This window comes from Thiobacillus thioparus DSM 505 (assembly GCF_000373385.1).
Taxonomy (GTDB): Bacteria; Pseudomonadota; Gammaproteobacteria; order Burkholderiales; family Thiobacillaceae; genus Thiobacillus; species Thiobacillus thioparus.
On sequence record NZ_KB891316.1, the window covers coordinates 904,108 to 916,836 of the forward strand.

General features: G+C 62.8%; 11 protein-coding genes. 10 read left to right on the forward strand and 1 reads right to left on the reverse strand.

Annotated features, from left to right (window positions below):
• The first annotated feature begins 39 nt into the window (after window positions 1-39).
• From B058_RS0104595 to B058_RS0104640, 10 genes are all read left to right on the forward strand, one after another.
• Complete coding sequence (locus B058_RS0104595; protein WP_018507307.1) at window positions 40-984, forward strand: DMT family transporter; 945 nt, start codon at window positions 40-42, stop codon at window positions 982-984.
• Window positions 985-1,146: 162 nt separating this feature from the next.
• Window positions 1,147-3,813 carry a putative bifunctional diguanylate cyclase/phosphodiesterase gene (locus tag B058_RS0104600; protein WP_018507308.1) on the forward strand — a complete coding sequence of 889 codons (2,667 nt, stop codon included), beginning with the start codon at window positions 1,147-1,149 and terminating at the stop codon, window positions 3,811-3,813.
• A gap of 73 nt (window positions 3,814-3,886) precedes the next feature.
• On the forward strand, window positions 3,887-4,219 hold the full coding sequence (locus tag B058_RS0104605) for a hypothetical protein (protein WP_018507309.1): 333 nt from the start codon (window positions 3,887-3,889) through the stop codon (window positions 4,217-4,219).
• Entirely contained in the window at window positions 4,216-4,605 is a 390-nt protein-coding gene (locus B058_RS0104610) for a DUF302 domain-containing protein (protein WP_018507310.1), read from the forward strand. The genes B058_RS0104605 and B058_RS0104610 overlap by 4 nt, the downstream gene beginning before the upstream one ends.
• Complete coding sequence (locus tag B058_RS16445; protein ID WP_018507311.1) at window positions 4,602-4,814, forward strand: rubredoxin; 213 nt, start codon at window positions 4,602-4,604, stop codon at window positions 4,812-4,814. The genes B058_RS0104610 and B058_RS16445 overlap by 4 nt, the downstream gene beginning before the upstream one ends.
• A 53-nt stretch (window positions 4,815-4,867) precedes the next feature.
• Window positions 4,868-5,425 (forward strand): YqiA/YcfP family alpha/beta fold hydrolase, encoded by a 558-nt coding sequence (locus tag B058_RS0104620; RefSeq protein WP_018507312.1) that lies wholly within the window; start codon window positions 4,868-4,870, stop codon window positions 5,423-5,425.
• Window positions 5,426-5,431: 6 nt separating this feature from the next.
• Window positions 5,432-7,300 (forward strand): ribonuclease catalytic domain-containing protein, encoded by a 1,869-nt coding sequence (locus tag B058_RS0104625; protein WP_018507313.1) that lies wholly within the window; start codon window positions 5,432-5,434, stop codon window positions 7,298-7,300.
• A gap of 92 nt (window positions 7,301-7,392) precedes the next feature.
• Entirely contained in the window at window positions 7,393-8,229 is an 837-nt protein-coding gene (locus B058_RS0104630; protein WP_018507314.1) for an energy transducer TonB, read from the forward strand.
• Between the two features lie 184 nt (window positions 8,230-8,413).
• Window positions 8,414-9,109 carry a PEP-CTERM sorting domain-containing protein gene (locus B058_RS0104635; protein WP_018507315.1) on the forward strand — a complete coding sequence of 232 codons (696 nt, stop codon included), beginning with the start codon at window positions 8,414-8,416 and terminating at the stop codon, window positions 9,107-9,109.
• Between the two features lie 161 nt (window positions 9,110-9,270).
• Entirely contained in the window at window positions 9,271-10,284 is a 1,014-nt protein-coding gene (locus tag B058_RS0104640) for a class 1 fructose-bisphosphatase (RefSeq protein WP_018507316.1), read from the forward strand.
• Window positions 10,285-10,473: 189 nt separating this feature from the next.
• On the opposite strand, the gene B058_RS0104645 is transcribed toward B058_RS0104640, so the two are convergent.
• On the reverse strand, window positions 10,474-12,579 hold the full coding sequence (locus tag B058_RS0104645) for a putative bifunctional diguanylate cyclase/phosphodiesterase (protein ID WP_018507317.1): 2,106 nt from the start codon (window positions 12,577-12,579) through the stop codon (window positions 10,474-10,476).
• Between the last annotated feature and the right edge of the window lie 150 nt (window positions 12,580-12,729).

Sequence of the window (12,729 nt, forward strand, 5' to 3'; positions counted from 1 at the left end):
GCTACGCTACGCACATCGCATTGCTGCAAGGAGATCACGATGTCCCGCGCTTCGCTTTTCCAGGCCATGGGCCTGCTGCTGCTTGCCGCCGTCTCCTGGGGCGGCATGTTCCAGGTCGCCAAGCCCTTGCTGCCGCAGATCGACGCGTTCCATATGACCGCCATCCGCTATGGGGGCGCCGCCTTTCTCTTCGCCGGCTTGCTGGCCTACCGCGAAGGGCGGGGCGCCTTCAGGTTCGAGGGTCGCGGCATGCTGCTCTGGCTATATGGCAGCCTGGGCTTTGCCGGCTTCAACCTGCTCGCGTTCACTGGTCTGGCGCACAGCCGACCCGAGCACGCTGCGGTCATCATGGCGCTGATGCCCTTGATGACCGCCCTCGTGAACTGGGGCATGCGCGGTACCCGCCCGGCCTCGCACACGCTGATCGCCATCGCCATCGCCTTGACCGGCGTGGTGCTGGTGGTGAGCAACGGCCATCTGTCCGCGCTGTCTGCCTCGAGCCAGGTCGACGGTGACCTGCTGCTGTTGCTCGGTGCACTGTGCTGGGTGTTCTACACCCTTGGGGCCGCACGCTTCACGCACTGGTCGCCGTTGCGCTACACCACGCTGACCTGTCTGCTGGGTGTGCTGAGCATCTTTGCCGCGACTGGGGCGATGACACATCTGGGCCACATTCATCCGCCCTCCATGGCGGCCGTGCAGGACGGACTATGGGCACTGGCCTACATGGTGGTGATCGGCGCGGTGATCGCCGTGCTGAGCTGGAACGCCGGCATCCGGAAGCTGGGCGCACTCAACGGCGTGCTGTTCATCAACTTCGTTCCGGTATCCGCGTTCGTCATCGGGGTCATCCTCGGCCATCGTTTCGGGCTTGCCGAACTGGCAGGCGCTGCGTTTGTCATCCTGGCACTGATATTCAACAGCCTGCTGAGCCAGCGCGCCAGTACCCGTGTGGCGGTGAACGCGATGGCGATGGCACGCTGACGCACTGGCTATCATTGCGTACGGCCACTAGAGTGGCCGTACGCCCTTTCAACCTTCTCCCGGAATGCGTGGTAAGTTGTCGATCTGTAACAGCATCCACGATATCAATACCTTGCGCACGCACGCCCCGGCATGCGCGACGCGAGATCGGGGGGAACGTATTTGGATCGGCAATTCGAAAGTCACCGCATCGGCCTCATAGGCGGCCTCATCCTGATTGTCCTGACGCTCGCCGCCGGCCTCGCCGTGTATGCCTTGATGCAGCGACAGGCGGAGTCCATCCTCGTCAAAAGCCTGGCCGCCGCCCTGCAGAACGACCGCCGCCTGTTCGAAAGCGAGATCAGCGCCAGCGTGGCCAATGCGCTGGCCGTTTCCACCCGCCCTTTCGTGATCCACAACCTGCAGATGCTGAAGGCGAAGCCGGACAATGACACCAGCCGACAAGCCCTCCAGCAGATTGCGGACTCCTTCCTGCCGATCGGATTCGCCAGCGTCTCCTTTCATGACAGCCACGGCCAGACGATCGTGCGTGCAGGCCACCCGTCGAAAAGCCCGGCGCTCAGCGTGCTCCTCCATACGCAGGCCGAATCACATCTGCTGTGGGATGGGCAACTGATCCTGCGGGTCGACCGCGAGGTCATGGACGAAACGGGCCACCTCATCGGCACGGCACGGACCGAATCCACCCTGCCGAGACTGACGGATGCCATCGCCGAGGCAGGGGTGCTTGGGAAAACCGTGGAACTCGCCCTGTGCGCCCCGCTGGAAAAGGACATGCAATGTTTCCCGCTCACCCGGTCGCAACATGTGTTCGCGCGCCTGGCCCGCACGATAGGCGGGCAACCGCTGCCCATGAGCCATGCACTGGATGGGGGAACCGGCACGGTATTCACGCAGGATTACCGCCACGAGAACGTGATTGCCGCCTACACCCCGCTGGGCCGCCTGGGGCCCGGCATGGTATTGAAGATCGACCAGGCCGAACTGTTCGGCCCCGTCAGACAACAACTCCAAATCATCATTCCGCTACTGGCCGTACTGGTCGTGACCGGCGTTCTCCTGCTGTACGGACTGGTGACGCCGCTCGTGCGCAAGCTCGTCCTCTCCAAACGGGAGACCGCGGAGATCAACGCAAGGTTGCGCGATGTGGAGGAGCGCTGGCGCTTCGCGCTGGATAGCACGGGAGCCGGAGTATGGGACCTGGACATTCCGGCCAACCGGATTCTGCTTTCAAGCCGCAGCAAGGCCATGCTGGGTTTTGCCGACGATGAGATCGGCCCCCGCATGGACGACTGGCTGCAGCGTGTTCACCCGGACGACCTGCCCGGCCTGATGGCCACACGGCAACCGCTGCTTGATGGCAGCCGCGACACCTTCACCCACGAACATCGCAAACGCTGCAAGGACGGCAGCTGGAAATGGGTCCAGACGCATGGCATGGTGGTCACCCGCGATTCGGCCCGTGTTCCCACGCGGCTGATCGGAACCTACCTAGATGTCAGCGAGCGCAGGCAGGCTGAGGAAACCATCCAGCGCCAGGCCAACTTCGATCCGCTGACGCAACTGCCCAACCGGCGGCTGTTCCTCGACCGCCTGGGCCAGGAAATCATCAAGTCCCAGCGTGCCGATTTTTTCCTGGCGCTCCTGCTGGTCGATCTCGACGAGTTCAAGGAGGTCAACGACACACTGGGGCACGACGTAGGCGATATCCTGCTGCAGGAGGCGGCCCGGCGTATCCGCAGTTGCATTCGCGATGCCGACACGGTCGCGCGCCTGGGCGGCGACGAGTTCACGGTCATTCTGGCCGGCCTGTCGGATCGTACCCATATCGAGGACATCGCCCAGAAAATCATCGGGCGCATGGCCGAGCCCTTTCGCCTTGGCGACGAAGTGGTCTATGTCACGGCCAGTATCGGCATCACCGTGTATCCGGGCGACGCCGACGATATCGACACCCTGCTGAAGCATGCCGACCAGGCCATGTATGCCGCCAAAAAACATGGACGCAATCGCTTTTTCTATTTCACGGCGTCGCTGCAGGAAGCCGCCCAGACTCGCCTGAAACTGTCCCGCGACCTGCGCGAAGCGGTCGCAGCCGGGCAATTCGTCGCCCATTTCCAGCCGATCGTCAATCTGTCCACCGGCCGCATCCACAAGGCCGAAGCGCTGCTGCGATGGCGGCACCCCTCGCGCGGGCTGGTCAATCCGATGGATTTCATTCCGCTCGCCGAAGAAACCGGGCTCATCAACGAAATCGGCGAATGGGTCCTCATGGAGTCGGCGCGGCGCGCGCAGGCATGGCGCCATGAATTCGGCGACGACTTCCAGATCAGCATCAACATGTCGCCCGTGCAATTCCGGGCGGAAGGACGCCCGCGCACCCGGGCATGGTTACGGCATCTGCAGGATATCGGACTGCCGGGCACGAATCTTACGATCGAGATCACGGAAAACCTGTTGCTCAATGCGCATGCCGACGTCACCGAGCAGTTGCTGGCGTTTCGCGACGCCGGCATCCAGATCGCCATCGACGATTTCGGGACGGGCTATTCCACGCTGTCCTATCTCAAGCAGTTTCCCATCGATTATCTGAAGATCGACCGGTCGTTCGTACGCGACATCGAAACGGACCCGAACGACATGGCTTTATCGAGGGCGATCATCGTCATGGCGCACGAACTGGGGCTGAAGGTCATCGCGGAAGGGGTGGAAACTGCCGGGCAGCGCGCCCTGCTGGCCGCGGCAGGGTGCGATTACGCGCAAGGGTATCTCTACGCCGGGAAACCGCTGCCGCCGGATGAGTTCGAGACCTGGCTGCGGCGCAAGTAACGGGCCAGTACATCGGGTACGACAGGGATTTCCCGTCAACGCCTTTCGCCTACCAGTTCCATGACGTGTTCCGGTGCGACGCGCCGGCAGCTGGCACCCGCACGAACTCGACGCCGCGACTTACGATCTGGCCGAACGCATCGACCGCGACGGCAGCGCGCCGCACGTGAAGGAAACGCTGCAACTGCGGCTGGCCGGCAGCGAGTTGAGCCTGAAGGCCGCCAACGCGGCGATGCTGCATCTGGGCGCCAAGGGCTATTTGTCGAATAATGCGGCACAGCGCAGATTGCGCGAGGCCTACTTCATCGCCATCGTCACCCCGGCGATCAAGCACCTGCGCAAGGAGCTGCATGAGTTCGACAGCCACGCCTGCGCACGGGCGCAGGATGAAAGAGAGGTCGCATGATCCGTTTTGCCGTATCGCTATCAGTGGACGAAGCCGCAGGGAAACTGATCGCCGCCATCGCTGCCTATCCGATGGGTCTGGTCGGCCACGCCAACGGCCAGGCCAATTGCGCAAAAAAGGGGATCGATGTGCCGGCCGACCAGATCCTCGAGGTGTTTCGTCCCGACTATGCCGCCAAGATCTGGGCGGCGGAAAAGGCGGCGGGCATTGATATCCCGCTGCGCATCCACCTGTACGAGGCCGGCGGCCGCACCTGGGTCGCGCACCGCCCGGCCACCGAAGTCTTCAAGCCCTACGTCAACCCGCAGCTCGATGGTCTGGGCGGCGAGCTCGACGCCATCTTCAATCACCTGCTGGCCACGCTCGATCCGTGGAAATTGCCATGATGAATCTCTCTGCTGCTGTCTCTGCCCCCGAATCCGTCCCCGCCTTCCGCAAGTGGACCTGCGCCGTCTGCGACTATGTCTATGACGAGGCGCTCGGCGACCCTGACCACGGCCTGGCACCGGGCACCCGCTACGAAGCCATCCCAGACGACTGGAACTGCCCCGACTGCGGCGTGACCAAGGCGGATTTCTACTGCTTCGACGATTAGGGCCCATTCACACTTAATTTCTGGAATGGGAGCCGCCCCGGTAAAATCCGGGGATGATTGTCTATCTCCACGGCTTCAACTCCTCTCCCGCATCCGGCAAGGCCCGGCAGCTGGGCGAGCACATGGCTCGTCTCGGAGGGCAGGCCGATTACTATTGCCCGGCGCTCGCCAACAGCCCGCGCGCGGCCATTGCCCAAGTCGAGGCCGAACTGGCGCGACGCCACCCTGAATCCGTCACCTTGGTCGGCAGTTCGCTGGGCGGCTTCTATGCCACCCACCTGGCCGAGCGGCACGGCTGGAAAGCGGTGCTGGTGAACCCCGCCGTGCACGCGCACACGCTGCTGCGCGCCGCACTCGGTCCGCAGACCAACTGGCACAGCGGCGAGACATGGGAACTTACCGAGGCGCACCTGGCCGAACTCGCGGCACTCGACGTCCCCGCCATCTCGCAACCCGAGCGCTATCTGCTGCTGGCGCAGACCGGCGACGAGGTGCTCGACTACCGCGACGCCGTCGCTTATTACACAGGCGCCACGCAGATCATCGAAGACGGCGGCGACCACGGTTTTGCCGGGTTCGAACGCCACTTCCAAACCATCCTGGATTTCTGATTTTCCATGCATCTCATCTTTGAAGAGGACGGCCATTTCAAGGCCGGCTCCATCCTGTCCGAAACCGACGCCACGGCGCAGGTGGAGGCGGCCTCGGGCAAGCGCAGCAAGATCAAGACGGCCAATATCCTGCTGCGCTTCGCCGCGCCGGCGCCGGCCGAGGTGATGGCCGAGGCCGAAACGCTGGCCCAGGATCTCGACGCCGACTTCCTGTGGGAAGCAGCCGGCACCGAGGAATTCGGTTTCGAACAACTGGCGCAGGAGTACTACGGCCACACGCCGCGACCGGCCGAATCGGTCGCGCTGCTGCTGAAGCTGCACGCGTCGCCGATTTATTTCCACAAGAAGGGCAAGGGACGCTACCGCCCGGCACCGGCCGAAACGCTGGCAGCGGCCAAGGCCGGTCTGGAGAAGAAACGCCTCGCGGCGGAACGGCAAGCGCATCTGGCCACCGAGCTTGCGGCCTTCCGCCTGCCGCCCGAATACGTCTCGCTGATCCCGCGCATCCTCATCGCGCCGGACAAGAACACGCTGGAATACAAGGCGCTGGAAGACGCGGCAACGGTCACCGGGCTGTCGCAATTGAGACTCATCGAACGCTGCGGTGCGATCCCGTCGACGCTCGACTTCCACATGGCGACCTTCCTGCTGGAATATTTTCCGCGCGGCACCGGTTTCGCCCCGGTCACCGAGCCGATGGATCCCCCCGAGCTGCCCAGGAGCGCCGTGCGCGCGTTCTCGATGGACGACGAGGCGACCACCGAGATCGACGATGCGCTGTCGGTCGAATGGCGCGACGACGGCAGCGTCCGCGTCGGCATCCATATCGCCGCGCCGGCGCTCGGTATCGCGCCGGGCTCCGAGCTCGATAAGGTGGCGCGCGAGCGGCTCTCCACCGTGTACTACCCCGGCGACAAGATCACCATGCTGCCCGAGGCGCTGATCCACCATTACACGCTGGGCGAGACCCACGACTGTCCGGCGCTGTCGCTGTATGTCGACGTGGCATCCGATTTACGGGTCCTGGCCACCGAAACCAAGCTGGAGATGGTGCACATCGCCGACAACCTGCGCCACGAGACGCTGGAGGTGCTGTTCAACGACGAGACCCTGCGCAACCCGGACGTACCCGATTACCCCTACCGCCGCGAACTCGAATGGCTGCGCGATTTTGCCGCGGTGTTGGAAGCCGGGCGCGGCAAGGCCGACACGGTCGACCGCGTCGACTACAACTTCAAGGTCGACAATGACCGCATCAGCATCGTGCCGCGCAAGCGCGGCAGCCCGATCGACAAGGTGGTGTCGGAGCTGATGATCTTCGCCAATGCGCACTGGGGCGGCTGGCTGGCGGAAAAGCGCGTGCCCGGCATCTACCGCGCGCAGGCCAACGGCAAGACGCGCATGACGACGTCGCCCGACCCGCACGTCGGCCTCGGCGTCGACCAGTATGCGTGGTCGTCGTCACCGCTGCGGCGCTACGTCGATTTGGTCAACCAGCGCCAGTTGATCAGCATCGTGCAAGGGACCGATCCGGTGTATCCCCCAAGGAGCGAGCAACTGTTCTCGACCGTACGCGACTTCGAGCTGGCGTACGACGCCTACAATGAATTCCAGCGGCGGCTGGAGCGTTACTGGATGCTGCGCTGGCTGATCCAGGAAAACATCCATGAAGTCACCGCCAGCGTGATCCGCGAAGATCTGGTTAGCTTCGACACCCTGCCGATGGTGACACGCGCACCCTCAGTGATGGGTGTTGCACCCGGATCGAAAGTTCGGCTGGCCATTTCCAGCATCGACCTGCTGGACATCAGCTTTCATGCCGAGTACCTGGAGACGATGGCACCGCCGCCTGACAGCGCCGCCGTCGTTCCGTAGAATCCAGCTTGTCCGATCATTTCGAGTCCATGGTGTCTTCTGCTCCTGCTCCGTCTCCCGCTCTCGCCGCGCCCTCCAAGCAGGGCACGCGCATGGCGTTGGCCTTGCTGGCGTCGGCGGCGGTGCATGGCATGGTGCTCTCGACCCAGTTCGTGCATGTCAATCCGCACTTGTTCGAGGATCCCAATCTGCCGATGGAGGTGGTGCTGGTCAACGCCAAAAGCGTGGACTCCCCGCTCAATCCCGACGCACTGGCACAAGTGAACCTGGCGGGGGGTGGCAACACCGATGAAGACCGCCGGCTGAAAAGCCCGCTTCCTGCCAGCGCCAGAACCCAGACCGGGACCGAGGAGGCCGCCTTGCAGGCGAAGGTGGCCTCCCTCGAACAGCAGGCCAAAACCCTGTTGAGCCAACTGAAACCCGACGCCCAACTGCACACTCCGCCGCCAGTCGAACCCCCCGTTCCCGTTCAGCCCACCGTCGACGCCAGCCAACTCAACGAACAGGCACGCGAAATGGCACAACTGCAGGCGCGCATCTCGCAGCAATGGGACGAATACCAGAAACGTCCCAAGCGCGCCTTTGTCGGCGCCAATGTGCGCGAATACGCGTTTGCGCGTTATGTGGAGGACTGGGTCACCAAGGTCGAGCGCATCGGCAACGTCAATTACCCGGAAGCCGCACGCCGCCAGGGTATCTACGGCAGCCTGCGGCTGACCGTATCGATTTATGCCAACGGCCGCATCGAGACCGTCGACATTGACCGCTCATCCGGCTCCAAGATCCTCGACGCCGCCGCGATCAGGATCGTCGAACTCGCTGCCCCCTACGCGCCCTTTCCAGACGATATGCGAAAAAAGGCCGACATCCTGTCGATCACCCGCACCTGGACCTTCACCCGCTCCGACCAACTCGTCGGGACTGACTGAATCCCGTCATTGCCGCCATGTGTAGGGCCGGGCGCCGCGGCACACCTGTCTTGCACACCCATAAAAATCAAATACCAATCAACAGCTTACAGATAGCATACCTCACAAGGCATGCATATTGCTCCATTCAGGCAAAGCTGGCTGCAGGGCCCATCCCTGGCCGCGCCGAATGACAGGAGCAGACATGACCCCATTCAATCGATTTGCCGCCATCCTGAGTATTGCCCTGGTTTCCGCCCAGGCGCACGCCGTAGACGTTTCCTTCACCTCGGGCGCCGGGCTCGCCCAGAGCTATGGCAATACCTACACCACCACGGTGGCTGGCCTGACGATCTCGGCCAGCGCCTGGTCGAGCACGGCACGCGCCAACCAGTTCGAACAGGCGGCCTTGACCCTCACGCCGGGTTTCGGCCTGGGCGTATGCAGCAGCCAGGAGAAAGCCGCCTGCACGGCCAAGAATTTTGCCGACGCGCTGGGCAACAAGGGCGCCGACGATCTGGTCCTCTTCACGTTCTCCAACGCGGTCAACCTGCAGTCCCTGTCCATGCTCCAGTTCGGCGGCGATTCCGATCTCAGCATCTGGGCCGGCGCAGGCGCCTTCAGCCCGGCCGGACTGAAGGCCAGTCTGATTGGCACGGCGACCTTGTACGACAATACCGACAACGTGAACACCGTCAAAACCGTCAGCCTCGCCAGTTTCACCGGAAGCTACGACTGGATAGCGGTAGCTGCCCGGATCGGCCAGAACAACGACTTTGCCAAGCTGCAATCCCTGACGATCAATCCCGTGGCCCAGCCGGTACCGGATGCCGCCACCTGGATGACGATGCTGGCCGGCCTGGGTCTGATCGGCTTTCGCGTCAGCCGGCGCCAAGCCTGAACTTCAGGTCGCACTCGACAACAACCCGCCTCCAGGCGGGTTTTTTTCATGTCCCGGGGAAACGCTTCGTCAGTCTGCCAGGGATATTTGATATCTTTATCACGTGATAAAATGTTTGATTGTTCTAATATTTTCATTTAATTCCGCTTCTGGAGACCGTCATGCACACCGGCACCACCCTTACCCAGTTCATCATTGAAGAACAGCGCCGCACCGCCGGCGCCACCGGCGATTTCACCTCGCTCCTGAACGACGTCGTCACCGCCTGCAAGGCGATCTCCAACGCCGTCAACAAGGGTGCGCTGCTGGGCGTGATGGGCTCGCTCGATTCCGAGAACGTGCAGGGCGAGACGCAGAAGAAGCTCGACGTCATCACCAACGAGATCATGATCCGCTCCAATGAGTGGGCAGGCCACCTGGCCGGCATGGCGTCCGAGGAGATGGACGAGGTGTATGCCATTCCCAGCCAGTACCCGCTGGGCAAGTACCTGCTGGTGTTCGATCCGCTCGACGGCTCGTCCAACGTCGACGTCAACATCTCGGTCGGCACCATCTTCTCGATCCTCAAGGCCCCGGTCGCCGGCCGCGCCGCCAAGATGGAAGACTTCCTGCAGACCGGTACCCAGCAGGTGTGCGCCGGCTACGCGATCTACGGCTCCTCGACCATGCTGGTGCTGACCTTCGGCCACGGCACCAACGGCTTCACGCTCGACCGTGACGTCGGCGAGTTCGTGCTGACCCACCCCAACATGAAGATTCCCACCGAGACCAAGGAATTCGCGATTAACGCATCCAACATGCGTTTCTGGGAAAAGCCGGTGCAGCGCTACGTCGACGAGTGCCTCGCCGGCAAGACCGGCCCGCGCGGCAAGGACTTCAACATGCGCTGGGTCGCCTCGATGGTCGCCGAAGTGCACCGCATCCTCACCCGCGGCGGCATCTTCATGTACCCCAAGGACACCAAGGACCCGTCAAAGGCCGGCAAGCTGCGCCTGCTTTACGAGGCCAACCCGATGGCCTTCATCGTCGAACAAGCCGGCGGCGCCGCCACCACCGGTTACCAGCGCATCCTCGATCTGGCGCCCGAAGGCCTGCACCAGCGCGTGCCGGTGATTCTGGGCTCCAAGAGCGAAGTGGACACCGTGACCGGCTACCATCACGAAAAGGCCGCGTGAGCGTGGTGGTTGCCGCTTTAGCGTCTTTAGTGCGTGGTTGTTGCCGACTTGTCGGCTTTACAACCACGGCCTCCCCCTTGCGGGGGCAAGCACGGCCTACCCTTTACAGGTAGAGCTAACCAGACGCGGCGAGAACGCCGAATGAAAAAGCCGGGCATTGCCCGGTTTTTTCATTCAGTGCAGCAAATTCTATGCAGCCACCCGCCGCAAGCCGGCCCGCATCAACTTGATGCACTCATCCGGCGGCAATGGACGGCTGAAGAAATAGCCTTGGGCCTGATCGCAATGATGGGTCCGCAGATAAGCCAGCTGCGCGTCAGTTTCGACGCCTTCCGCAACCACGGTCAGGCCGAGGCTGCCGGCCAGCGCGATGATGGTGCGCACGATGGCGGTGTCGTTTTCGTCACCGGGAATGTCGCGTATGAACGAACGGTCTATCTTCAGGCAGTGGATGGGAAAGCTCTTCAGATAGCTGAGCGAGGAATACCCGGTACCGAAATCGTCCACGGCGATACGGAGACCCAGCCGCTCCAGTTCGGTCAGCACGGTAGCCGCGGTCGCCAGATTGTCCATGATCGACGATTCGGTGATTTCCAGTTCCAGGTCGCCCGCCGCCAGCCCGGTGTCGTGCAGAGCGGCGCTGACCTCCTCCGCCAGATCCTTCTGGCGAAACTGGCGGGTCGACAGGTTGACCGCCATGGTGCCGGCCAGCAGGCCCGCATCCTGCCAGGCGCGCATTTGACGACAGGCCTCGCGCACCACCCAGTCGCCGATCGGCAGGATGAGGCCGGTGTGCTCGGCCACCGGAATGAATTCATCGGGGCTGACCATGCCCAGTTCCGCCGATTGCCAGCGCAACAGCGCCTCCCACCCCATCAGGCGGCCTGTCCGGATTTCCAGCTTGGGCTGGTAGTGCAGGGCCAGTTCCTTATGCTCCAGCGCCTGCTTGAGGCGCGTTTCAAGCAGCACTCGGCGCTGGATTTCTTCGGACAGATCGCGGCTGAACACTCGGAAGCAATTGCGGCCGGCCGATTTGGCGCGATGCAGGGCCAGATCGGCATAGCGCATCAGAACGCTGGCCGACTCACCGTCGGCCGGATAACTGACGATACCGATGCTGACGCCGATCCCCAGGCGGTCATTGCCGATATCGAATTCCCGCCCCATGGCGTCCAGCAGGGTCTGCCCCACCTGCTTGGCCTGTTCGGCGGAAGTGTTTTCCAACAGGATCACGAATTCGTCGCCGCTGAAACGGGCCAGGTAGGCAGGGAGAGGCAGGCTCGTCCGGATACGCTCGGCAACCGCCACCAGCAGCAGGTCGCCGTATTCGTGGCCCAGCGTGTCGTTCACGTTCTGGAAATGGTCGAGATCCAGCAACATCACAGTACAAGGTGCTGCCTCATTGCAAGTGAGGAGGGACTGGTTGAGCCGTTCGCCGAATGCGGTCCGGTTCGGCAATCCGGTCAGGTCATCATGCGTGAGCATATGGCGCATCTGGCGGAACGGGCGGCTCACCGCTTCGGCATAGATCGCGCGATAGAGAAAATAATAGGCAAACACCTTGTAGGTATGTCCCAGCAGGTTGGCCGTGCTGCTCACCTGCACATACACGACGAAGAACAGCTCGGCCGCCGCCATCAGCAGCAGGGCCAGCATCAGGCTCTCGAAATCGCAGTGGGTGATGCGCGTGCGACGCAGGTACAGCAGGACGGCAATCGCAAGGTAAAGGCCGAACACACCCCATTCGAGCGCCACTTTGAGCGGGGTCAATCCCTCGCCCATGACATACATCGCGGGAATGGCGTGGGGCGATGCCAGCAGCCCGTATGACAGGCTCCCCAGTATCAGCAGGACAACCATCCAGCCGTAGCGGCTGGCGGGGACACGCGTGGCAGGGGTTTCCGGAAGCAGCACATACGCCAGCAGCCCGATCCCGGCCGCCAGGCGGCCGCACAGCCAGAACAGGATGGCTTTGTGGGGGGAATTCGGACTGACCAGGTCCGGCATGCCGATATAGGACAGGAAATGAAGGGTGTCGAACAACGCCACCGCAAGGAACGCGCAGCCCAATGCCACGGAACGGATCGAGCGCAAGGTTTCCTGTACGCCGTGGCCGGTAAAGAAAACCAGCGCGGCCACGATGACGGCAAAGATTTCCATCATCGAATGGACCGCCAGGAAAGCCGGGGCCGAGAGCGTCAGTTGATTGGCTGGAAATGCCTGCCACAGCAGCAAGGGGATGCTCGCGGACAGCAGCAGTATGCCGGCGAGGCGGTGTGTGTCTTGTCCTGACATTAAAGCAGGCGATCCTCTCTTGACTGGAGGGTTGCACAATTAACCATACTACCGACGCAAGTATTTCGGTTTTACCGGCCGAGGTCAACGCCCGCATGTGCACTGCCGGCCAACCGGGCGCGTTTCGATTGTCTTATGGGTATTGCCTGC